This is a genomic window from Paraburkholderia sp. RL18-085-BIA-A (assembly GCF_046027075.1).
Lineage (GTDB): Bacteria > Pseudomonadota > Gammaproteobacteria > Burkholderiales > Burkholderiaceae > Paraburkholderia.
The window spans coordinates 1-20,052 of record NZ_JARESU010000084.1 but is presented as its reverse complement, the minus strand read 5'-3'; the positions used below and the strand labels follow the sequence as shown (position 1 = coordinate 20,052).

Annotated in this window: 21 protein-coding genes and 1 pseudogene; 10 read left to right on the top strand and 12 right to left on the bottom strand. The window is 61.1% G+C overall.

Translation table 11 applies throughout. The annotated features are described in order from the left end of the window. Positions 1 to 34 precede the first annotated feature (34 nt). The 4 genes from P0D89_RS35825 to tauA are packed head-to-tail and all read right to left on the bottom strand — an operon-like array spanning position 35 to position 3,242. Positions 35 to 370: a GNAT family N-acetyltransferase gene (locus tag P0D89_RS35825; protein WP_408365359.1), complete on the bottom strand. Its 336-nt coding sequence runs from the start codon at positions 368 to 370 to the stop codon at positions 35 to 37. A gap of 52 nt (positions 371 to 422) precedes the next feature. Continuing rightward, entirely contained in the window at positions 423 to 1,343 is a 921-nt protein-coding gene (locus P0D89_RS35820) for an ABC transporter permease subunit (protein WP_408365361.1), read from the bottom strand. Further along, positions 1,336 to 2,151, bottom strand: a complete 816-nt coding sequence (locus P0D89_RS35815) for a taurine ABC transporter ATP-binding protein (protein WP_408365363.1) — start codon at positions 2,149 to 2,151, stop codon at positions 1,336 to 1,338. The genes P0D89_RS35820 and P0D89_RS35815 overlap by 8 nt, the downstream gene beginning before the upstream one ends. Positions 2,152 to 2,183: 32 nt before the next feature. After that, positions 2,184 to 3,242 (bottom strand): taurine ABC transporter substrate-binding protein, encoded by a 1,059-nt coding sequence (tauA, locus tag P0D89_RS35810; RefSeq protein WP_408365365.1) that lies wholly within the window; start codon positions 3,240 to 3,242, stop codon positions 2,184 to 2,186. Between the two features lie 294 nt (positions 3,243 to 3,536). On the opposite strand from tauA, the gene pdxR reads away from it, so the two are divergent. Then, entirely contained in the window at positions 3,537 to 5,063 is a 1,527-nt protein-coding gene (pdxR, locus tag P0D89_RS35805; RefSeq protein WP_408377955.1) for a MocR-like pyridoxine biosynthesis transcription factor PdxR, read from the top strand. A 4-nt stretch (positions 5,064 to 5,067) separates the two neighbouring features. On the opposite strand, the gene P0D89_RS35800 is transcribed toward pdxR, so the two are convergent. Together P0D89_RS35800 and P0D89_RS35795 are read right to left on the bottom strand one after the other, a co-directional pair. Then, positions 5,068 to 5,820 carry an IclR family transcriptional regulator gene (locus tag P0D89_RS35800; protein WP_408365369.1) on the bottom strand — a complete coding sequence of 251 codons (753 nt, stop codon included), beginning with the start codon at positions 5,818 to 5,820 and terminating at the stop codon, positions 5,068 to 5,070. A 179-nt stretch (positions 5,821 to 5,999) separates the two neighbouring features. Further along, positions 6,000 to 6,764: an IclR family transcriptional regulator gene (locus tag P0D89_RS35795; RefSeq protein WP_408365371.1), complete on the bottom strand. Its 765-nt coding sequence runs from the start codon at positions 6,762 to 6,764 to the stop codon at positions 6,000 to 6,002. A gap of 201 nt (positions 6,765 to 6,965) precedes the next feature. On the opposite strand from P0D89_RS35795, the gene sauS reads away from it, so the two are divergent. The 3 genes from sauS to P0D89_RS35780 all read left to right on the top strand — a co-directional run bounded on the left by sauS (position 6,966) and on the right by P0D89_RS35780 (position 11,617). Then, positions 6,966 to 8,411 (top strand): acylating sulfoacetaldehyde dehydrogenase, encoded by a 1,446-nt coding sequence (gene sauS / locus P0D89_RS35790; protein ID WP_408365373.1) that lies wholly within the window; start codon positions 6,966 to 6,968, stop codon positions 8,409 to 8,411. Next, complete coding sequence (locus P0D89_RS35785; protein WP_408365375.1) at positions 8,408 to 10,066, top strand: AMP-binding protein; 1,659 nt, start codon at positions 8,408 to 8,410, stop codon at positions 10,064 to 10,066. Before sauS ends, P0D89_RS35785 begins: the two co-directional genes overlap by 4 nt. A gap of 168 nt (positions 10,067 to 10,234) precedes the next feature. Then, positions 10,235 to 11,617, top strand: coding sequence for an MFS transporter (locus tag P0D89_RS35780; RefSeq protein WP_408365377.1), 1,383 nt, complete (start codon positions 10,235 to 10,237; stop codon positions 11,615 to 11,617). A gap of 41 nt (positions 11,618 to 11,658) precedes the next feature. Here P0D89_RS35780 and P0D89_RS35775 read toward each other — a convergent pair whose 3' ends face one another. Together P0D89_RS35775 and P0D89_RS35770 are read right to left on the bottom strand one after the other, a co-directional pair. Next, positions 11,659 to 12,540: an NAD(P)-dependent oxidoreductase gene (locus P0D89_RS35775; RefSeq protein ID WP_408365379.1), complete on the bottom strand. Its 882-nt coding sequence runs from the start codon at positions 12,538 to 12,540 to the stop codon at positions 11,659 to 11,661. A 195-nt stretch (positions 12,541 to 12,735) separates the two neighbouring features. Continuing rightward, positions 12,736 to 12,861 carry a hypothetical protein gene (locus P0D89_RS35770; RefSeq protein WP_408365397.1) on the bottom strand — a complete coding sequence of 42 codons (126 nt, stop codon included), beginning with the start codon at positions 12,859 to 12,861 and terminating at the stop codon, positions 12,736 to 12,738. On the opposite strand from P0D89_RS35770, the pseudogene P0D89_RS35765 reads away from it, so the two are divergent. Further along, positions 12,836 to 13,177: pseudogene (locus P0D89_RS35765) on the top strand (formate dehydrogenase); the annotation flags it as partial. The gene P0D89_RS35770 and the pseudogene P0D89_RS35765 overlap by 26 nt on opposite strands. Positions 13,178 to 13,490: 313 nt before the next feature. Here the strand turns inward: P0D89_RS35765 and tnpA are convergent. Further along, positions 13,491 to 13,841 (bottom strand): IS66-like element accessory protein TnpA, encoded by a 351-nt coding sequence (tnpA, locus tag P0D89_RS35760; RefSeq protein WP_408365381.1) that lies wholly within the window; start codon positions 13,839 to 13,841, stop codon positions 13,491 to 13,493. Positions 13,842 to 14,272: 431 nt separating this feature from the next. Further along, positions 14,273 to 14,521 (bottom strand): RNA-binding protein, encoded by a 249-nt coding sequence (locus P0D89_RS35755; protein WP_408365383.1) that lies wholly within the window; start codon positions 14,519 to 14,521, stop codon positions 14,273 to 14,275. A 102-nt stretch (positions 14,522 to 14,623) separates the two neighbouring features. On the opposite strand from P0D89_RS35755, the gene P0D89_RS35750 reads away from it, so the two are divergent. The 4 genes from P0D89_RS35750 to P0D89_RS35735 all read left to right on the top strand — a co-directional run bounded on the left by P0D89_RS35750 (position 14,624) and on the right by P0D89_RS35735 (position 16,797). Then, complete coding sequence (locus P0D89_RS35750) at positions 14,624 to 15,160, top strand: helix-turn-helix domain-containing protein (RefSeq protein ID WP_408365385.1); 537 nt, start codon at positions 14,624 to 14,626, stop codon at positions 15,158 to 15,160. Positions 15,161 to 15,433: 273 nt separating this feature from the next. Then, the gene (locus P0D89_RS35745) at positions 15,434 to 15,991 is read left to right on the top strand and encodes an IS3 family transposase (RefSeq protein ID WP_408365395.1); all 558 of its coding nucleotides are present in this window, start codon (positions 15,434 to 15,436) and stop codon (positions 15,989 to 15,991) included. 49 nt (positions 15,992 to 16,040) lie between these two features. Further along, positions 16,041 to 16,397 carry a transposase gene (locus P0D89_RS35740; RefSeq protein ID WP_408365387.1) on the top strand — a complete coding sequence of 119 codons (357 nt, stop codon included), beginning with the start codon at positions 16,041 to 16,043 and terminating at the stop codon, positions 16,395 to 16,397. 232 nt (positions 16,398 to 16,629) lie between these two features. Next, the gene (locus P0D89_RS35735) at positions 16,630 to 16,797 is read left to right on the top strand and encodes a hypothetical protein (RefSeq protein ID WP_408365399.1); all 168 of its coding nucleotides are present in this window, start codon (positions 16,630 to 16,632) and stop codon (positions 16,795 to 16,797) included. 17 nt (positions 16,798 to 16,814) lie between these two features. Here the strand turns inward: P0D89_RS35735 and P0D89_RS35730 are convergent, their stop codons facing one another. Beyond that, positions 16,815 to 18,488 carry an FAD-dependent oxidoreductase gene (locus P0D89_RS35730; protein WP_408365389.1) on the bottom strand — a complete coding sequence of 558 codons (1,674 nt, stop codon included), beginning with the start codon at positions 18,486 to 18,488 and terminating at the stop codon, positions 16,815 to 16,817. 541 nt (positions 18,489 to 19,029) lie between these two features. On the opposite strand from P0D89_RS35730, the gene P0D89_RS35725 reads away from it, so the two are divergent. Further along, positions 19,030 to 19,842 carry an IS5 family transposase gene (locus tag P0D89_RS35725; protein ID WP_408365391.1) on the top strand — a complete coding sequence of 271 codons (813 nt, stop codon included), beginning with the start codon at positions 19,030 to 19,032 and terminating at the stop codon, positions 19,840 to 19,842. Here the strand turns inward: P0D89_RS35725 and P0D89_RS35720 are convergent. Continuing rightward, a partial coding sequence (locus P0D89_RS35720; RefSeq protein ID WP_408365393.1) for a hypothetical protein occupies positions 19,839 to 20,052 on the bottom strand: 214 nt, incomplete at its 5' end. The two genes, P0D89_RS35725 and P0D89_RS35720, sit on opposite strands and share 4 nt — an antisense overlap.

Here is a 20,052-nt window from a genome sequence, read left to right as displayed (position 1 = left end):
ACATAAAACGCCGTCAGTACGGAGCGCGGGCGCGTCACGCTGAGATGAGAATCCCGTCACTGGAAAGACAGCGAAAAAGTGTTTCAAATGCAAATGAATCTGGCGATGCAGGCAGATCAACCCTGATCGGCTGACCGATTTCCCTGCTGGCGTAGGCGAGGAGGGTGTGCGCGATACCGCTACGCCGGTATGCAGGTTCCACGCAGACATTCATCAACGTTGCAACCGCATTCGACGAATCGTCGTCAATGCTGATACGTAACTCACCGACTGGCTCATCGTGGTGGTATGCCACCGCGCGTGTGCAATCTTCGTCAAACACAATCTGAATAACGCGATCACATCGATCCTTGAACACGGTCACGCGCATGACTCTTCTCTCCTGATGGCGGTAGGCGATATGGATTGGCGAGCCTGTGCGATCAAACTCGGCCTTTCCAGGGGACTAGCACTCGCTCGAGGTGACGCATCAACAGGTCAAAGCATAGAGCAAAGAAGCCGATGACGATAATGCCCATGATCACCACGTCGCTGGCAAGGAACTCGGCAGCATTGAGCACCATGAAGCCGAGGCCGCTCGTTGACGCCACCATTTCCGCGGCCACGAGCGTTGTCCAGCCGACGCCGATGCCGATCCGCATGCCGGTGAAGATCTCCGGCAGCGCAGACTTCAGGATCACATAAAGGACCACCTGCGTGCGCGAGGCACCCATCGAATAGGCCGCGTGAATCTGCTCGATCGACACGGAGCGTACGCCGGATCGCGCGGCGATGGCCAGTGGCGCGAAGATGGCCAGATAGATCAGAAAGACCTTGGAAAATTCGCCGATGCCGAACCAGATGATGATGAGCGGCAAATAGGCGAGCGGCGGAAGGGGCCGATAGAATTCGATCGGCGGATCGAATACGCCGCGCGCAAAGCGCGACACACCCATCATGACCCCGATTGGAATTGCGGTCACGCAGGCGAGCGCGAAGGCGCCGAATACGCGCAGCAAACTGATGCCGGTATGTTGTGCGAGCGTCGAATTGGCGAAGCCTTCGGTGGCGACCAGGATGAACTTCGCATACACCGCCTGTGGCGATGGCAGAAAGAGCGGCTTGATCCAGTGAAGGTTGGTCGCGGCGAACCACAGCCCGAGGAAAGCGGCGACCGTCACGAGGCTCGTGACGATGCTGCTGCCCTGGCCGGGTACGCCGAATGTGTCGCCTGGCTTGGCGGGCTTCTTGGCTAGAAGCCGTGGACGACGACCCGGTGTGCGCGGCGGCTCGAACGGCGTGTCGGATCCCAGCGGCGCGTGATGGCCGTGTGCAAGCACATGAGCCCGTTTTGAACTAAACATGCGTCACCTCTGCTTCGGCAGCGTGCATTTTCTCGTCGCCGTAAATAATGCTGAGCACACGCTCGCGCATTTCAATGAAATCGGGACTCGACTTGATCGCACGCGCGTCGCGTGTCTCAAGAAAACGTCGATTGAAATCGAGCTCATAGGTGTGCGTAATGCGTCCAGGACGGGGCGACATCACAATCAGGTGGCTTGCCAGGAAAAGCGCTTCCTCGACGCTGTGGGTGATGAAGAAGAACATCTTGCTGGTCTTGGTCCAGACGTCCAGCAGCAGTTCCTGAATCGTTTCGCGGGTCAGCGCATCGAGCGCGGCCATCGGTTCGTCCATCAGCAGCATGGCCGGGTCGCAGGTCAGCGCGCGGGCGATGCCGACACGCTGCTGCATCCCGCCGGAGAGCTGATAGATCATGTGTTTGTGGAAGTCCTGCAAGCCCACCAGCGCCAGATTGCGCACCGCGATCTCGCGCCGCTGCGTTTTCGGCACGCCCTGAAGTTTCAGGCCGAATTCGGCGTTATCAATCACGTTGAGCCATGGCAGCAGCGCGTGCTTCTGGAACACCACGCCGCGGTCGGCGCCCGGTCCCGCGATCGGTGTGCCGCCCAGCAGCAAGTCGCCACTGGTCGGCGCGATGAAGCCCGCCATGAGCGACAGCAGTGTGGTCTTGCCACAACCCGATGCGCCCAGCGCGACGACGAAATCACCGGAATTGATTGTCAGATTGATGTTGTCTAGCGCGTGCACAGTCTGGCCCGCACTGCGCCCGGGAAAGACCACGCTCACATTCTTGACTCTCATGCTTTCCATACTGCCTCCTGATTCGACGGAACCGGTCTACGTCATTTGAGCTTCATCGCGGCCTCGGCATAAGCCGGGGTCACAAATTTCGAGTAATCCGGCAACACCGCGCTGATCTGTTTCTGGTCCTTCAAAAACGTGGCCGTATCCTTCAGCGCGAAGGTTGCGCGACCCGCACTACCGCCGCCCAGCCATTGCGCGGATGCCTGCTCCTGGATGGTCGGAAACGCGTAGAGCGACAGAGATTCCGGGACATCGGCCGGCGAGCCGCCGATCATCTTCGCGATGGCTGCTGCCTGCGGCGACGTTGCATTCCATTGGGCGGTGTTCTTCCGGTATTGATCGTCTGCATCGGAGATCGCCTTCACCAGTTTTGCCATGAAGTCCTTATGATCCTCGCCCCATTTGCGATCGACGGCAATCCCATCAAACGTGGGTTTGCCGAGTTTTGACAGGTCGCCGGAAGTAATCAGCACCTTGCCGGTTTTCTTTAACTCAGCGAGTGCCGGATCCCACACGTAGGCGGCATCGATATCGCCGCGTTCCCACGCTGCGACCAGCTGGTTGGGCTGCATGTTGAGGATCTTCACCTCGGACGGATTGATGCCCCAATGCTGCAACGCGAACATGGTGTGATAGTGCGTCGTCGACACGAAGGGCACACCGATCGTCTTGCCCTTCAGATCGGCCGGTTTGGTGATGCCGGAGCCGTTGCGCACGACCATCGCTTCAGCCTGGTTAATGTTGTCGAGAATCCAGAAGAGTTGCAGATCGACGCCCTGGCTCACCGCCGCCGCGAGCGGGCTTGAGCCGATCACGCCGACCTTCACGTCCCCGGAGGCCATCGCGGTCGCGACTTTCGCGCCGGATTCGAACTGCCGCCATTTGATCTTGTAGCCGGTCTCTTTCTCGATCGAGCCGTTGGCGATCGCGACGACCCATGGGTCGACAATCTGCTGGTAGGCGATCGTGACCTCCTTGTCCTGAGCGGAGCTGGGTTGCGCCGCAAGGCACGTAAGCGCAGCCAGCGCCGCGCCCGTGAGGCAACGCGTCAGGCGGCTGAACCATTGCGGCAACTTCGGGTGTAGATCGCTTTTCATCGTAGGTCTCCAAGATAGCCTTGCGGGATACACGCGAATCTCACGCGTGCCGACGGGGGCTTGTCCCAATCGCGGGGAAAGGGTTGATGCGAGTATCGTCATTAAAAAATAGAGCCGGTTAGGGCCAGACGAGGCTGATCGTTGAGTCCACATTGGCTAGTCTGAAACGGGTCGGTCCGTCGGTGTCCCCGAATCGTGGTCTTTGTGCGGGAAAGCCGTCCCCCCGGGCGTGTTCACCATGGGGGTGCTCGCATTGGTGCGGGCGGTTGCCGCCCTCAAAACTCAGGAGAAGGCATGTCTAGTCGTACCTCGGTGGCCTTGTGGACCCAGCGGTTCCAGCGTTCACCCGAGTCGAACATGAGCCTGCAGGGCCAGATTCGCCAGATGCTGGTGGCCGCGATTCTCGACGGCCAACTTCCGCCCGATCACGCGTTGCCATCCAGCCGGGAACTGGCCGACCAGTTGAGCGTTGCCCGCAACACGGTCGTGCTGGCATACCAGCAGCTCGTCGAAGAGGGTTATCTGATCTCACGCGAGCGCAGCGGGCACTTCGTCAATCCGGCCATACTCGAGGGGCGCCACGGATTCTCCCCGCTGCAGACTACCCCGAGCCAGGCGGCCAACGAAGGGCTCGCGCGGCCGGACTGGGACCAGCGCGTGCGCAGGCGCCCATCCGCGCAGCGCAATATCGTCAAGCCGGGCAACTGGCTGAGCTATGAGTACCCGTTTATCTACGGGCAGTTCGATCAGTCGCTGTTTCCGACGAATGACTGGCGCGAATGCTGTATAAAAGCGCTTTCGGTCATGGAGATCCGCAACTGGGCGCCGGATCTGATCGAGCGGGACGACGATACGCTGATCCAGCAGATCCGCACGCGCGTGCTGCCGCGGCGGGGCGTCTTTGCGATGCCGGATGAGATCGTCGTCACGATTGGCTGCCAGCAGGCGCTGTATCTCATTGCAGACCTGCTGGCGAGCGAGCGGACCACGATCGGCTTTGAAAATCCCGGCTATCCGGATGCCCGCAATATCTTCGAGAATCGCAATGCGCGGCTGCAGCCGCTGCCCGTTGATGGCGGCGGTGTGCGCTCGGTCGAGGACGCCGATCTGCTCGCGAAATGCGACTACGTCTACGTCACGCCAAGCCACCAGTGCCCAACGACTGCGACCATGCCCATCGCGCGCCGGCATGCGCTCCTCGAACTGGCGCAGGAGCATGACTTCGTCCTGATCGAAGACGACTACGAGAGCGAGAACAACTTCTCCGGCGCACCGCACCCCGCATTGAAGAGCCTGGATACGGCGGATCGCGTGATCTACATCGGCAGCCTGTCGAAGACCTTTGCGCCTGGGTTACGGCTCGGTTACATCGTCGGGCCGCGCGAGCTCGTGCGCGAGCTGCGCGCACTGCGGCGCCTGATGGTGCGCCACCCGGCCGCCTATATTCAGCGTGCCTTTGCGACCTTCCTGGCACTTGGACATCACGACGCGCTATTGCGACGGCTCGCCTATGCGTATCGGGAGCGGGCGCAGGCGCTGATGGCGGCGCTCGACACCTATCTGCCCGAAGCGCGCTACGTGCCGCTTGGGGGCGGTGCGTCGTGCTGGGTCGAGGGGCCGCCCTGGCTCGACGCGACCAGGCTCGCCGAGGATACGCAAGCCCACGGCATCCTGATCGAACTGGGTCACGTCTTTTTCATGACTGGACTGGAGCAGAATCACTGCTTCCGGATGGGCTTTTCCGCCATCAAGCTCGAAAAGATCGATGCCGGTGTGCGCCTGCTCGCGGAACTCGTGTACGCGCAGCGGCCCGAGGGGTAAGCGGCTAGAATGTTTTTGCGAGTTCTCGCGCCGCTTCCTGCAGGCGCGGAACGAATTCAAGCGCGCGTGACAGAGGCGCACGCGAAACCGGGGCATGGACCGCGATTGCCGCGATGCACGTGTTGTTCTCACTCGTCACCGGCGCAGCCACGCACGCGATGCCGGCCACAAACTCCTCGTTGTCGATCGCAATGCGCTTGTGCGCGGTGCGGTCGAGTTCTGCTTCGAGCAGTTCGGGATCGGTGATGGTGTTCGGCGTGAAGCGTTCGAGCTTAAGCGTGCGCACGATCGCGCTGCGTTGCTCGCGCGGCAGCATCGCCAGCAGCAGCTTGCCGCTCGCGCTGCAGTGCGCGGGCACGTGTGAGCCTGGCTTGAGATCGAGCCGCAACGGCCACGGAGCTTCCATCCGGTCGAGATAGAGCACCTCGGTTTCGTGAAGCATCGTGAGATTGCAGGTCTCGCCAAGATCGGCGACGAGATGTGCGAGGATCGCATGCCGCAGCCGGCGCGCCCCCGAATGCATCATGACGCCGAGACCGAGTTGCGCAAGGCGTGGCCCAATCACATAGGCGTTCTTCTGGCCCGGTTCGCGGATCACGAGGCCGCCTGACTCAAGCGAAGCCAGCATGCGGTGCAACGAAGCCTTCGGCAAATCGACGTCCTGTGCGATGTCGGCGAGCGACACCGGACCGTCAGCGTCGACGAGATGCTCGAGCAGCGCGAACGCACGTAGGGTAGGGGTATCCGCTTTAATCATGTCTTCCGTTCCGGAAAATGGATCGACATCATTGTACAGCGCGCCTTTCCCGAAGCGGCTTTTCGCGGATCTAGGGTGTTTGAGACGTAGGTGCCGGCGTGCATCGTCCCGTTTTTCGGAATGAGGCGAGCCGCTGTAGGACGGTGCGTGACGGTGCATTAGTCCCAGTTGAACGGCGGTTACATCCGGAAGGTTTTCGCGGTTTCCTCTGCAGCGAGACGCAGATCGGGCAGGAAGGCCAGCAGATCGTCGAGCGCGACCCGCCCGACCGGCGCCTGAACGGCAATGGCCGCACACGCACGATTGCGGTCCAGCATGACGGGCACGGCGATGGCGATGAGCCCCTGCAGATGTTCCTGATTGTTGATCGCGAGCTGGCGCCGCCGCGTCGTGACCAGTTCCTTGCGCAGCGCCTCGCGGTTCGTGATCGTCCGTTCCGAATAGGCGCGCAGCGGCAAGGTTTCGATAACCCGTTCCCGCCGGTCCTTCGGCAGAAAGCTGAGCAGCAGCTTGCCGCTTGCCGAGCAATGCAGAGGAACGTGCGAGCCCGGCTGAAGGTGCATGCGTAGCGGCCACTCCGTTTCCACCCGGTCGACGTAGACCACATCGTTGCCTGAGAGCATCGTCAGATTGCATGTCTCGCCGATTTTCGCCACCAGCTGTTCGAGCAGCACATGGCGGGCGGCTGCCGGGCCCGCATGCATCAGCACGTTGACGGCGAGCATGCGCACGCGCGGCGAGCATTCATAGAGCCGGCCGTTCGCGCTGCGCGTGACGAGCCATGCGTCCATCAACTGCACGAGGATGCGATGCACGGTCTGCTTCGGCAACTCGAGCGCATGCACGAGATCCGTCATCGAGAGCGGACCGCCTGCCTCCGCCAACGTTTCGAGTACGCGAAACGCGCGCACGGCCGCTGCATTCGATTGATTCGAAGTCGACACTTCGTCTCCTTACCGTCGGATTTATAAACTGGATTGTGCATCGACCTGATCGGTTTTCGGGACTATGGAAAGTCCCGAATTTTGCACTTTTCGATTCTCGCGAAGGTCGTGCAGGGGATAGTTCAAAAAACGGGACTCCGAAGCAGGCGCAGCTGGCTAGATTAGTTCTACTGCCAATGCTTTCCACCTGGAGCGAACCGTATGAATGTCAGGGCCACAGAAGCCGAAGCAACGCGTGAGCGCGTGGACGGCGAAGTCGGGCGCAGCGTCGCAGAACGGGTCGCGCGTGCCCGTGCCGCGCAGCGCGTGTTCGAGTTTGCAGGACAAGACGTGCTCGATGCCGCCGCCGACGCCGCAGCGTGGGCCATCATGGAGCCCGCACGCAACCGGCGGCTTGCCGAACTGGCGGTGCACGACACCGGTCTCGGCAATGCGGACGACAAATTTCGCAAGAACTATCGCAAGACGCTCGGGTTGCTGCGCGATCTGCACGGACAGAAGACCAGTGGTGTGATAGCGCGCGATACGGCAACTGGCATTGTCGAGATAGCGCGCGCGGTCGGCGTGGTCGCGGCGATCACGCCATCGACCAATCCCGCGGCGACGCCGGTCAACAAGATCATCAACGCCCTCAAATGCGGCAACGCGGTCGTCGTCGCGCCTTCGCCCAAGGGCTATTCGTCCTGCGCGCTCTTGATCGGGTTCATCCATGAGCAATTCGCCAAAGCCGGCCTGCCGGCGGACCTCGTCCAGATGTTGCCTGCGCCGATCAGCAAGGCGGCCACGGCTGAGTTGATGCGCGAGGCCGATCTGGTCGTCGCAACCGGATCGCAGGCGAATGTACGGATGGCCTATGCAAGCGGGACGCCAGCGTTTGGTGTAGGAGCGGGGAACGTAGCTTCGATCGTGACGGCGTCTGCCGATCTGCAGGATGCGGCGCACAAGATTGCCAGCTCGAAAACCTTCGACAACGCGACGAGCTGTTCATCCGAGAACAGCATCGTGATCGAGGAGGCGGTGTACCCGGTCATGTTGCGCGAACTGGCCGCGTGTGGCGGCGTGCTGCTCGACGGCCCGCAAAAGGTACGGCTGCAGGCCGCCATGTGGGTGAACGGCAAGCTCTCCGAGCAATGCACCGCGAGATCTGCTGCATCGATTGCACGCGCGGCGGGCCTCGATGACATTGCCGCACGTAACCCCGCCTTTCTGATGGTGGAGGAAACGGGCTTTGGTGCGGACTATCCGTTTTCTGGCGAAAAGCTCGCGCCGGTTCTAACCGTTTATCACGCAGACACATTCGATGCGGCTTCCGGCATCGTGCGCGGCATTTACGCCTACATGGGAGCCGGGCATTCGGTCGGCCTGCATTCCACCGATCCAGAGCAGGCGGTGCTACTTGGATCGACGTTGCCGGTCGCGCGCGTGATCGTGAATCAGGCGCATTGCTTCGCGACTGGCGGCAATTTCGATAACGGCTTGCCGTTCTCGCTGTCGATGGGGTGCGGAACGTGGGGCCGCAACAATTTCTCCGGCAACATGAACTTTCGCCAGTACCTGAATATTACGCGCGTCGCGTACCCGATCGAGGAGCGCGTGCCCGAGGCCGAAGACCTGCTCGGCGAGTTCTTCAGGAGATACGGTCGATGAGCCAGCCTCTGACGATCCGCACGTTGATCGACACGCGTGCTGTGCAGTTTCGAGATAAGCCGTTCTTGCTGGCGGCTCCCGAAGGCGAGAAAAGCGGTGCCTCGAACAGTGTCGCCGGTGCATGCGCGAACGCGTTGACTTTCGGCGAGCTGCGGGACGACTGCCGCGCGCTGGAAGCGCATTTTCGCGAAGCCGGCCTGCGGCCTGGCGATGTCGTCTCGGTGTTCATGGGCAACGGCATCCAGACCGCGCGGCTGCTGCTTGCCGCGATGTATAGCGGGCTTGTCGCCAACCCGCTCAATCTGCTGTGCCAGCCTTCGCAGCTTCGCTACATCGTCGAGCATTCGGACACACGCATGATCTTTGCCGGGCGCGAGACGCGCGGATCTGTCGCCGTTTCCATCGCCGGCATGCACGAACAAGCTCGTGCCCACGACATCGCGCTAGTGCAAACGGAACCGGATGGGCTGGAGCCGCCCGCATCTCTGCAAACTGAGCCGGCTCTGGCCGAAGCGACCGTAGGCGCCGCTGCCCAGCCAGCATCGGCGCCGCGCGTCTCTGTGCTCCGGCGCAATGCGGCCCTGTCATCCACGCGCGAACCGGACCCGGACGGCGTCGCGTTGCTGATGTACACATCCGGCACCACAGGCGCACCGAAGGGCGTCTTGCTGACGCACCGAAACCTGCTGGCCAACGCGCGGAACATCACCGCCGAACACCGGCTCGGCGACGACGACAGGGTTCTCGCTGCGTTACCGCTTTATCACATCAATGGTCTGGTCGTGACGCTGATCGCGCCGCTCTTTCACGGCGGCTCGGTGGTCATGACGTCGCGCTTTTCCGCGCGCACCTTCTGGCGCGACGTCGCGCGCTACGGCTGCACGTGGATCAACGTGGTGCCGACGATCGTCGCCTATCTGCTCAACAACGACGAACGGTGCGCGTTCGATCTGTCGGCGCTGAAGTTCTGCCGCAGTGCGTCGGCGGCGCTGCCGGCCGATCATCACCGTGCGTTCGAGGCGCGCTTCGGCATCGGCATCATCGAAACCATGGGCATGACCGAAACGGCGGCACCAGTATTCAGCAATCCATATGATGCGGCGTCGCGAAGAATCGGCAGTATTGGTCTGCCTTCGGGCGGCGAAGCGAAAGTGATAGGGCGGGATGGCCACGAGTGCGTACCCCACGAGTGCGGCGAACTCGTACTGCGCGGCGAGCAGGTCATGAGCGGTTACTACAAGCGGCCCGAGGAAACGCGTGCGGCATTCACCGACGACGGCTGGCTGCGCACCGGCGACCTCGGGTATCGCGACGACGACGGCTATTTCTACATCAATGGCCGGGCGAAGGAACTGATCATCAAGGGCGGCGAAAACATCGCGCCGCGCGAAATCGACGAAGCGTTGCTCAGGCACCCCGGCGTGCTGGACGCAGCGGCGGTCGGCGTGCCGGATACGGCGTATGGCCAGGAGATCGTGGCTTTCGTCGTGCCACGCGTCGGGATGGGACAAGGCGCGCTCGACGCAGCCGATCTGCATGCGCACTGCCTGCGCGAACTGGGCCGCTACAAGACACCGAAGGCGTTCCACTTCGTCGCGGACCTGCCTCGCGGGCCTTCGGGCAAGGTTCAGCGCCTCAAGCTGGTGCCGCCCTGACCGCTGCCGCGAACGGGCCGGCCGCAGCATAGCCGGCAGGCGCGAAGAAACCTACGAGAGCGAGAGAGCGGAGCCAGTCCGCCTTATTGACCGAACGACTCCGGACGTCGCAGGCACAACAGCCGACAAAGGCGTCACCGTCGTCACATAAGAGAAACAGGAGACAGCATGGAAACGCACAAGCGGCGTGTGAAGACGCGCCACATCATCCTGGCCGTCATGTGCCTGATGTATTTCATCTCGTACATCGATCGTGTGAACATCGCCGTGGCCGGCCCCCTGATTCGCCACGAAATGGGGCTGACGACGGTCCAGCTCGGTCTCGTGTTCTCGGCTTTTGCGTATCCGTACGCGTTTATGCAGATCATCGGCGGATGGCTGTCGGACAAGTACGGGCCGAAACTGGTACTGACGGTGCTGTCGTTAATCTGGGGCGTGGCGACGCTCGCCACCGGGTTCGCCGGCAGTGTGGTGATGCTCGTCGCGCTGCGATTCGCGCTCGGGATCGGTGAAGGCGGTGCATTTCCGAGCGCCACGCGGGCATTTACCTACTGGATGCCGGTTGCGGAGCGTGGCTTCGCCCAGGGCATCACGCACAGTTTCGCGCGTCTGGGCGGCGCCGTGACGCCGCCACTCGTGCTCGCGGTGGTCGTGGCGGGCGGCTGGCGCGATGCGTTCATTCTGCTCGGCGTGGCCAGTCTCGCATGGACGGTGCTGTACCTCTGCGTTTTCACGAACTCGCCCGAGCAGAACCGGCGCATCACGCCCGAGGAAACTGCGGAGATCGGTTATCGCACCGGCGATTGCGACCGCGCAAAACACACGGCCACGCCGTGGCGCAAGCTGATCCGCCGGATGTGGCTCGTTACTTTCGTCGACTTCTGTTACGGCTGGCTGCTTTGGGTCTACCTGACCTGGCTGCCTTCGTATCTGAAGGAGTCACGCGGCTTCGATCTCAAACAACTGGCGCTTTTCACCGCACTGCCGCTGCTCGCGGGGGTGATCGGCGATACTCTGGGCGGCGTGGCGTCGGACCGGCTTTACAGGCTCACGGGACGCCTGCGCTTTGCGCGGTGTGCCGTGCTGGTGGTGGGCATGGGCGGCTCGCTGATCTTCCTTCTGCCGATGATATCCGCGACCAATCCGCTGATGGCGGTGCTGTTCCTGTCCGCGTCGTTCTTTTTCCTCGAGATCACGAATCCCGTCTTGTGGACCTTGCCACTCGACATCGCCGGCAAATACGCGGGTACCGCGGGCGGCATGATGAACACGGGTTTCGGCGTGGCGGGCATGGTCTCGCCGGTCGTGTTCGGTTACCTGATCGAGACGACCGGCAGCTTCGACGTGCCGTTCACGATTTCTGCGTGCCTGCTGGCAGTGGGTATCGTGGCGGCGCTCTTCATCGATACGGGCAAGACGGTCGAGGCCGACGAAGAGCGCGAGCGGCAGGAAGGGGTCGCGCTGGGCGGCATGCCCGCGTTTCTACACGCGGGCGCGGCCGTCAGGCTGGAGCGGCATCACCTGCGCCGCCCGTTGCGGTGGCGCAAATGACGCGCTGGTAGGCGGCGCGTTCGGCCGGCGCCCGGCAAGCGTCAGCCGGCGGCGTTGAGCTTGCGCAGGCGCCAGATGAGGCTGGACGTATCGTAGCGGTTGCCGCCCAGGCGCTGCACGTCGCCATAGAACTGGTCGACGAGGGCGGTGACTGGTAGCGACGCGCCGTTTCGCTTCGCTTCGTCGAGGCAGAAGCCGAGGTCCTTGCGCATCCAGTCGACTGCGAAACCGTAGTCGAACTTCCCTTCGATCATCGTCGTGCCGCGGTTTTCCATTTGCCAGCTGGCGGCCGCGCCTTTGCCGATCACCTCGAGCACGAGCCGCATGTCGAGGCCTGCGTGCTCGCCGAAATTGATGGCCTCGGAAAGGCCCTGCACCATGCCGGCAATACAGATCTGATTGACCATTTTCGCCAGCTGACCTGCGCCTGCCGGGCCGATCAGCGTGACGGCCGCCGCATAGTGGTCAAGCGTCGCCGCGGCACGTTCGAACGCCGTGGTATCGCCGCCGCACATGATGGTCAGCGTGCCTTTCTGCGCGCCGGCCTGGCCGCCGGAGACCGGCGCGTCGATGAAATGCAGTTCTCGCCTGGCGGCGATGTCCGCGAGTTCGCGTGCGACGTTGGCCGACGCCGTCGTATGGTCGACGAACACCGCGCCACGCGCCATGCCCGCGAACGCGCCCTGGTCGCCGAGCGTGATGCTGCGCAGGTCGTCGTCGTTGCCCACGCACGCGAGTACAAGATCAGCGCCGTCGGCGGCTTCGCGCGGTGTGCGCGCCGCGCGTCCACCGTATTCGGAAACCCATTGCTCGGCTTTCGGCCAGGTACGGTTGTACACCGTCACCTCGAGGCCGGCCTTCGCCAGATGCCCGGCCATCGGATGACCCATGACGCCGAGGCCGAGAAAGGTGACGCGACGCATTGCGTCGCTCGGGGAGGGGGCGGCTGGATTGTTCACTGGGGCTCCTTCAGCATGGGGGCGAGATTGGGAAACCGATTATGTCAGCGATATCGACCCCGCGCGACCCTGCGCGAGTCGCAGGCCAGCCGGCCCCGCAAACGCATTTATTGGCCGGGACGATGGATTTGATATGAAATAGCGATTTTTCTTTTGCATCTATCGCTCATAGAAGGCCACGCGCACATTAACACGTCGTCGTTTCACCTCGAGCTTTTCATTCTGTGTGCGCGCGGCCGGCGCGGCATCCGCGTGCACCTGCGCGAAGGGTTCGTCGGGGATCATGAAGCAGTATTCACCAGCGCGGCCGATCCAGCCGCTAATGCGCAAAGCCGGTGCTGAGCGCGGCAGCGCCCAGTTCGAACCCGTGTCGTGGGGCGTCGCGTTCGCGATGCTCGAAAAGTGCGTTGCCCATCTGCGCGCCACCAATCCGAAGAAGTTCGCCCTCTTCACCGGGCGCGACCGGATGCAGGCGGGCGGCCGGTTCATCGCGATCAATCCGATTTGTACCGGGTACGCTGCGATTGCCGACGAATGGGAGCCGATCCGACGCGGTGCTGACGGTGCGCTGTTCATGGCGTTGATTCGTGAACTGATCGAGCGCTGTCGAGGCCAGACTGAAATGTCTGGGTTTTAGGGAAGTGTCTTTAGCGCCTTTCTTCTCATGCATTGTCGAAGAACGACGCCTGAACAGGCAAAGGCGCTTACGTCTGTGTCGACCACTTGTGCAGACCGACAGCCAGGTTTGCGTGGTTGCTGCACTTGTCACGGCGCTGATAATCATATAGCCGGCCCCCCTCCGTTCGACTCGAACGGCTGGCGTAGAGTCGGAGGTGCGAACACCGACGTGACGCACAGGAGGCCAGCATGAACAAGTTTGGTGGAATCGACCTGCACTCGTGATGGCAGGCCAATCACGACGGCGACCGCAACGTTACCAGCACAGTCCGCAGCGCGCTCAGGTCCAGAGATCCGTCGAAGCGGACCCGCACGGCGCCACACTCGACGACGAGACTTGAAGGCAGTTGCCCCTGCACGGGCAACTGCACGGGAATGAACGTCTCCGTGGGCTGAGCAGGCGTAGTCGATTGGGCGCGCTCATGAGCGCGACGCCACCGCGCGACCATGTTGGCGTTCAAACCGTGCTCCTGCGCGACATCCGCAATGGAGCGGGCCGGATCGTTTGATTGCGCTACGACCATCGCCCAGAATGCCTTCGAGTAGTTCTTGGACCCAAGTCGCCGACCTACTGCCTTCGTTTCCATCGTCTGGTTCCCACTTGATCTGGTGGGAATTAGATTGCCGATTGCGCGCACCTATGGACAGACGGTCGTGAAGCAACGCTTACTTGTGGACGGCGGATTGAGTGTTTGGTTAACTTTGGACAGCGTCAAGCAGGACGTCCGGTCGGCCAAGATGTTCGTCGGTAAACCGACCGGCCAACATGATTGTCGCCGTCCACTATGGACACAATTAGTGGTTTTGGCGGACTTCAACAAATACTCACACCGGAAGATGGTCCGACGACTTGAAGGCAGCCGGAATGCTCATGCAAATTGCGATGAGCGGAATTTTGAAAGGAGTTTGCTTCCTGCCTTTTCGCGGTCAACTCGCAGAAGCGTTGTCATTGCTTCGCAGCCAATCAAAAATGCTCATGTTGATCCCCACTCGGGATTAGTTCATTCGGAGCGGTCCTTCATACCCGGACGCTGATTTTTCGGTTTTTCCAGAACATATTGCGCACCCGGGCCTGCAGACGACGGAGCATTTCTGGACCCAGGCCTTCGAAGTTCACCATCACCGCGGGTCGTGAGCCCTCGCCTGGAATATGCCTGATGCCGTCGAAGGGCAGGAACCCATACCTCGTCAGGAACTCCTTGATCCCTGATCGCTGGTGCCTGTCTCGATGTTGCCAATCCACAAATCGGCCATGATGCTCTTCCATGCCGATGCCAGTTCACATCCGGCCCGCGGGCTGATGACCAGATAAGGGTGCATTTCCAGTTGGATTGACCCCCAGAAGTTGGACACTTCTGCAGGGTGTTTTGTGGGCAAATACACGGAAGAGACGAATCTCGCAGTCGTCAAGGATTACTGTTCGGGAACGGCGGGGCTCAAAGTCGTTGCTCGTCGCCATGATGTGGATGTTTCGTCGCTACGGAAATGGGTGGCGGGTTATCGTTCGCATGGTGCTGCCGGCGTCAGGGAAAAGGAGCGGGCTGCCTACAGCGTAAAATTCAAGCTGTCTGTGTTGCGGCGTATGCGGGACGAAGGTCTCTCCTATCGGCAGGCCGCCGCACTGTTTGATATCCGGAACTTCAATATTATTGCTACCTGGGAGCAAAACTACGATCAGGGCGGACTGGATGCCTTGTCTCCGTACGCTTCCTTACGCCGCAAAAAGATGAAAAAGCAGTTGATCAAAGAACCTCCGAGGCAGTCACAGGATGATGACCGGCGAACTCGCGAGGAATTGATAAATGAACTGAGCAACCTCCGCATGGAGAATGCCTATCTAAAAAAGCTCAAGGCCTTGGTTCAGACGACCGCCCAGCAAGCGCAGCGCAAAAAACGCAAATCGTGATCGAACTAAGGCACCAATATCCTCTCGCGGGCCTGCTCAAGTTAGCGGACCTGGCACGCAGCACCTTTTATTATCAGCAGAAGGCGCTGCAGGTAGCCGACAAGTATGCTGACCTCAAGGCCCGGATTAAGACGATCTTCGACAGGCATAAAGGGCGATATGGTTACTGGCGCTCACCGCTACGATTCGGCAAGAGGGCCTCGCCGTCAACCACAAGACGATCCAGCGTCTAATGGCTGATCTGCGACTGAAGTCCTGCGTGCGAATTAAGAAATATCGCGCCTACAAAGGCCAGGTAGGCAAGTTGCGCCAAATGTTCTCGAACGTCAGTTTGACGCAGAGTCGCCGAACCAGAAGTGGGTAACAGACGTGACTGAATTCAACGTTCGTGGCGAGAAGCTCTATCTTTCTCCTGTTCTTGACCTTTACAACGGTGAGATCGTTGCGTACCAAATGGCACGGCGCCCTTTGTTTGACATGGTAGGCACGATGCTGAAAAAAGCATTTGGACGGCTCAAGCAGAGCGACAAACTAATCTTACATTCTGACCAGGGCTGGCAATACCAGATGGCAGTGTACCGGCGCCTTCTTGAGAACCGTTCGATCACACAAAGCATGTCGAGCAAGGGCAACTGCTATGACAATGCCGCCATGGAGAGCTTCTTCGGAACCCTCAAAGCTGAGTTCTTCTACCTCAACAAATTCGATAATCTTGACGAGCTGGAGGTCGACATAAAGGACTATATCCGGTACTACAACCATGATCGCATCAAGCTAAAATTGCACGGCATGAGCCCTGTGAAATATCGGACTCAATTCGGTCAGGCGTAGCCATCTAACCGTCCAACTTCTGGGGGTCAATCCACAAATAGGCGGACACGTGAACACTATCGAAGAAGCACCACTGGGACGGCGTCGTCGTCGCCGCTACAGCCACGAGTTCAAGACCCAGGTCGTTGCCGCGTGCCAGGGACCGGGAGTGTCGCTTGCGGCCATCGCGCTGCACCACAAGCTCAGCGCCAATCTGCTCAGACGCTGGGTCGAACGGTCCGAAGGGAATGTGACTGCGCTGACAGCGGGCAGCGACGTGACACTTCAGTCGGCAACAACACCGGCATTCGTGCCGGTCCCACTCGAGACGAAGGACGCACGCCCGGCCGAGATTCGCGTCGAAGTGCGTCGCGCAAACCAGACGACAACGGTTAGCTGGCCGGCATCAGAAGCAGCACAATGGTAAGCGGCTGGCGATCCCGTCTTGACGATAGTGATGCGGGTCAGGCCGTCGCTGAGCGCCAGTGATGAGGTAAAAGCTCTTCGAGTCGACTTGCCGACTGCGTAGGTACCTGCGCAAGCAGACCGGCTGTCGGAATTCCCTTGTCAATCACTTGCGCCGGCACCGGAGCCTGGGGAAAAGGCCCCGCGTGCATCGCCTCGACTGGTAGGGTCGAAGGAACGAGCGCGCCTCGTCGATGGATTTGCACGACAACCAGTCCACGTACTCGGTCGGTGGAACGATGACCACCGAGCGCTTCTCGTCGGTCTGCCTGCATGTCGCGGCGGTGCTCTTTCACCAGTTCGTCCTACGCGACGGCACGCCGGAAAGAATGCTACGCTTTGCGGCAACGCCACACGCCTGAACGGCGCCCGCCGCGCGTCAGTCATCCAATGCCAGATATTGATGCAACGACTGGATAGCGGCCGCGCCTTCGCCGACAGCGGCCGCAACCCGCTTCACGGAACCGCTTCGCACATCGCCCACCGCAAAGATTCCGGCCCGACTCGTTTCCAGAAAGTGCGGCGGCCGCTCGGAAGTCCATTTCGTATCGACATCGGGGCCAGTCAGCACGAAGCCGCTCTTGTCGAGCGCGACGCAATCGCCCAGCCAGCCAGTGCTGGGCTGAGCACCGAGAAACAGAAACACGTGGCGGATCGCCTTCTGTTCGATTTCGCCCTGGCGGTTCCACCGGATGCCATTGAGCCTGGTCTCGCCTTGCAGTTCGACGATTTGCGTGCGCAGGTGCAACGTGATGTTGGCCGCTGCCTCGATGCGCCTGATCAGGTAGTTCGACATGCTCGCGTTCAGTCCATCGCCGCGAATCACGACGTGCACGTGCCGCGCAAATCCCGACAGAAAGACTGCGGCCTGGCCGGCCGAATTGCCTCCGCCGACCACGATCAATTCCTCGTTGCTGCAAAATGCCGCTTCCATGTAGGTCGCGCTGTAGTAGACACCGCGCCCTTCGAAGTTTTCGAGGTTGTCGAGCGCCGGCTTGCGATAACGCGCGCCTGTCGCGATGACGACCGCCCGGGCGTAGACGTGCTCGTCGTAACTGAGGCTGATGTGAAACGGCGGGGCGCCCTTGCATTCGATTGCCAGCGCTTCGATCGGCACGCCGACCTCGGCGCCGAACTTGCGACACTGCGACAAACCCCGACCAGCGAGCGCTTGCCCCGAAATGCCCGTCGGAAAACCGAAGTAGTTTTCGATTTTTGAACTGGTGCCGGCCTGGCCACCGGGCGCTTTCGTGTCGAGCACCGCGACGCGCAATCCTTCCGATGCGGCGTACACGGCAGCCGCCAGACCCGCCGGCCCGGCGCCGACCACGACGACATCGAAACGCTCTCCGTTCAGCCGGTCCGGGCTCAGGCCGATCGCGTCGGCGATGGCACGGTGCGTCGGGCGCTTGAGCACGGCGCCTTGCAGCGTGATGACAACCGGCATATCGGCTTCCGTCGCGCCATGACGTGCGAGCAGTTCGCGCGCCTCGGCATGCTCGGTGATATCGAAGTAGGCGGAAGGCTGTCCGTTGCGGCTCAGAAAGTGACGCAGACGATGCGTGTCGGCCGAGGCCGAGCTGCCGATCAAGAGTACGCCGCCTTGCTGGTCCTGAATGAACGCGACCCGTCGCAGGATATACGCGCGCATGATCGTTTCACTCAGTTCCGCTTCCGCGATCACCAACGCGCGCAACGACTCCTCGTCGATGACGATCACTTCGCAATCCGATTGCGCGCGCGCCGTTGCGACGGCCGCGCGGCCCGCCAGCGTGCCCACTTCGCCCGTGAAACTGCCCGGACCGTGCACACCGATAGGGTGCGAGCCGTCCATCGAGTCGCGCGTCGCTTCGATCGTCCCGGAGACGATCGCGAACATCGGAATATGCCGGTCGCCCTGGGAGAACAGGACGTCGCCCGTTTTGAGGCGGCGGCGCTCGCCATATCGCTCGAGAAGCGCGACCTGCCGTTCGTTCAGCGTTGGAAAAATCTGATGATGGCGGCTGCCGCCTGCGAGCAGGTCGTCGACCTTGCCAGAGGAGTCGTTGCGCATGGTGCCGTTCCGGATGAGCGGGCGCGTCGCGCCCCGTTGAGCCTGATATCGAAAATCTTCAGAAGCACGCGAAAAGATGCGCGCGTGATGCTTTTAAAATACCGTGCGTCGATTGAAGGGTAGCTTACCGCAGTGTCGGCATATCTTCAGGCACGGCAACGCAGGTGGCTGTCGGGCAAGTTTGAGGAAAGGGCATCGATGCGCGATTTTGAACGTCCGTCGATGCGCGTCGGAATCGCAGGCAAGGGTCGTCGCAATCGCTACAACCTCGAGTTCGTTTATAAAAGTTGGCAACATTGAAGCCGTGGACTGCTCGATCTAGCTGCGTACTTCCGGACGCGGCCAACAAGAGACGGCCGTCCGTGTAGTTCGAACGGCCGCAACGTGTGCGGGAACGGACACTGGGACGAAGCGGACGGCAGATAGCATGCGGCGTCGTTCAAACCCGCCGCCACTGACACTGCCGCGCTATCACGTTACACCGCGACCTGTGCACTAGAGCGTGTTAGGCACTTTCTGTCGGACCTGGTACCCTGGCGGTATGAAAAGATCAAACCGCAAGGGCTACCCGACTGATGTGTCCGACGAAGAGTGGAGCTTCGCGGCACCCTATCTGACGCTGATGGACGTCAGCGCGCCGCAGCGCAAATATAAACTGCGCGAAATGTTTGATGCATTACGCTGGATCGCGCGGGCAGGCGCGCCCTGGCGGATGCTACCCAATGACTTTCCGCCGTGGGAACTGGTGTACCAGCAGACTCAACGCTGGTTACAGGCGGGCTGTTTTGAGAACATGGTCTGCGACCTGCGCTCGATAATACGCGTGGCACAGGGACGGCAGGGGCAACCCAGCGCCGTCATCCTGGATGGCCGCACATTGCAGTCAACCTGCGAGAGTGGTCCTCGCGCGGGCTATGACGGTTACAAGCGCAAGCGCGGCAGCAAGGTCCACATTGCAGTAGACACCTTGGGACAGTTACTGGCCGTGCACGTGACACCGGCCAATGAACAGGAGCGCGCACAGGTAAAAGAACTCGCGCGTCAGGTTCAACAGGTAACGGGACACACCGTCAAGGTGGCATTTGCGGATCAGGGATACACGGGTGCAGAAGTCGCACAGGCGGCACGTGATGAAGGCATTGAACTGCAGGTGATTAAACTGCAGGAAGCAAAAAAGGGCTTTGTACTGCTTCCCCGGCGATGGGTGGTCGAGCGCAGCTTTGGCTGGCTCAACCGATTCCGCCGCCTCGCACGAGATTATGAACGACTACCCGAAACCCTTGCCGGTCTTCATTTCGTAGTATTCGCGATGCTTATGCTCGTTCATGCGGTTCCGGTACTCAGCAGTTCCTAACACGCTCTAAGCAACTGAAACACGCGACCGAGTGCAGCTACAAGTCCGGCGATGAATGGAAAAACACCAGCTTCGTGCAGGACGGCCAAATCCAGACGCTTCGCAAGCTCCTGGACGAGGCGCACAGCTTTATCCTCCGAGCCGAAGGCAAGGTTCAGGAATAAGGAGAGGGGGCCGCAAGGCCCCCTTTTCTTTTTTTTCAATTTCACC

Bases quoted from the DNA above. Each gene is read 5' to 3' on its own strand.
- P0D89_RS35825 (WP_408365359.1), bottom strand. From the start codon at position 370: ATGCGCGTGACCGTGTTCAAGGATCGATGTGATCGCGTTATTCAGATT.
- P0D89_RS35820 (WP_408365361.1), bottom strand. From the start codon at position 1,343: ATGTTTAGTTCAAAACGGGCTCATGTGCTTGCACACGGCCATCACGCG.
- P0D89_RS35815 (WP_408365363.1), bottom strand. From the start codon at position 2,151: ATGGAAAGCATGAGAGTCAAGAATGTGAGCGTGGTCTTTCCCGGGCGC.
- tauA (WP_408365365.1), bottom strand. From the start codon at position 3,242: ATGAAAAGCGATCTACACCCGAAGTTGCCGCAATGGTTCAGCCGCCTG.
- pdxR (WP_408377955.1), top strand. From the start codon at position 3,537: ATGTCTAGTCGTACCTCGGTGGCCTTGTGGACCCAGCGGTTCCAGCGT.
- P0D89_RS35800 (WP_408365369.1), bottom strand. From the start codon at position 5,820: ATGATTAAAGCGGATACCCCTACCCTACGTGCGTTCGCGCTGCTCGAG.
- sauS (WP_408365373.1), top strand. From the start codon at position 6,966: ATGAATGTCAGGGCCACAGAAGCCGAAGCAACGCGTGAGCGCGTGGAC.
- P0D89_RS35785 (WP_408365375.1), top strand. From the start codon at position 8,408: ATGAGCCAGCCTCTGACGATCCGCACGTTGATCGACACGCGTGCTGTG.
- P0D89_RS35780 (WP_408365377.1), top strand. From the start codon at position 10,235: ATGGAAACGCACAAGCGGCGTGTGAAGACGCGCCACATCATCCTGGCC.
- P0D89_RS35775 (WP_408365379.1), bottom strand. From the start codon at position 12,540: ATGCGTCGCGTCACCTTTCTCGGCCTCGGCGTCATGGGTCATCCGATG.
- P0D89_RS35770 (WP_408365397.1), bottom strand. From the start codon at position 12,861: ATGATCCCCGACGAACCCTTCGCGCAGGTGCACGCGGATGCCGCGCCG.
- tnpA (WP_408365381.1), bottom strand. From the start codon at position 13,841: ATGGAAACGAAGGCAGTAGGTCGGCGACTTGGGTCCAAGAACTACTCG.
- P0D89_RS35755 (WP_408365383.1), bottom strand. From the start codon at position 14,521: ATGGAAGAGCATCATGGCCGATTTGTGGATTGGCAACATCGAGACAGG.
- P0D89_RS35735 (WP_408365399.1), top strand. From the start codon at position 16,630: ATGGATTTGCACGACAACCAGTCCACGTACTCGGTCGGTGGAACGATG.
- P0D89_RS35730 (WP_408365389.1), bottom strand. From the start codon at position 18,488: ATGCGCAACGACTCCTCTGGCAAGGTCGACGACCTGCTCGCAGGCGGC.
- P0D89_RS35725 (WP_408365391.1), top strand. From the start codon at position 19,030: ATGAAAAGATCAAACCGCAAGGGCTACCCGACTGATGTGTCCGACGAA.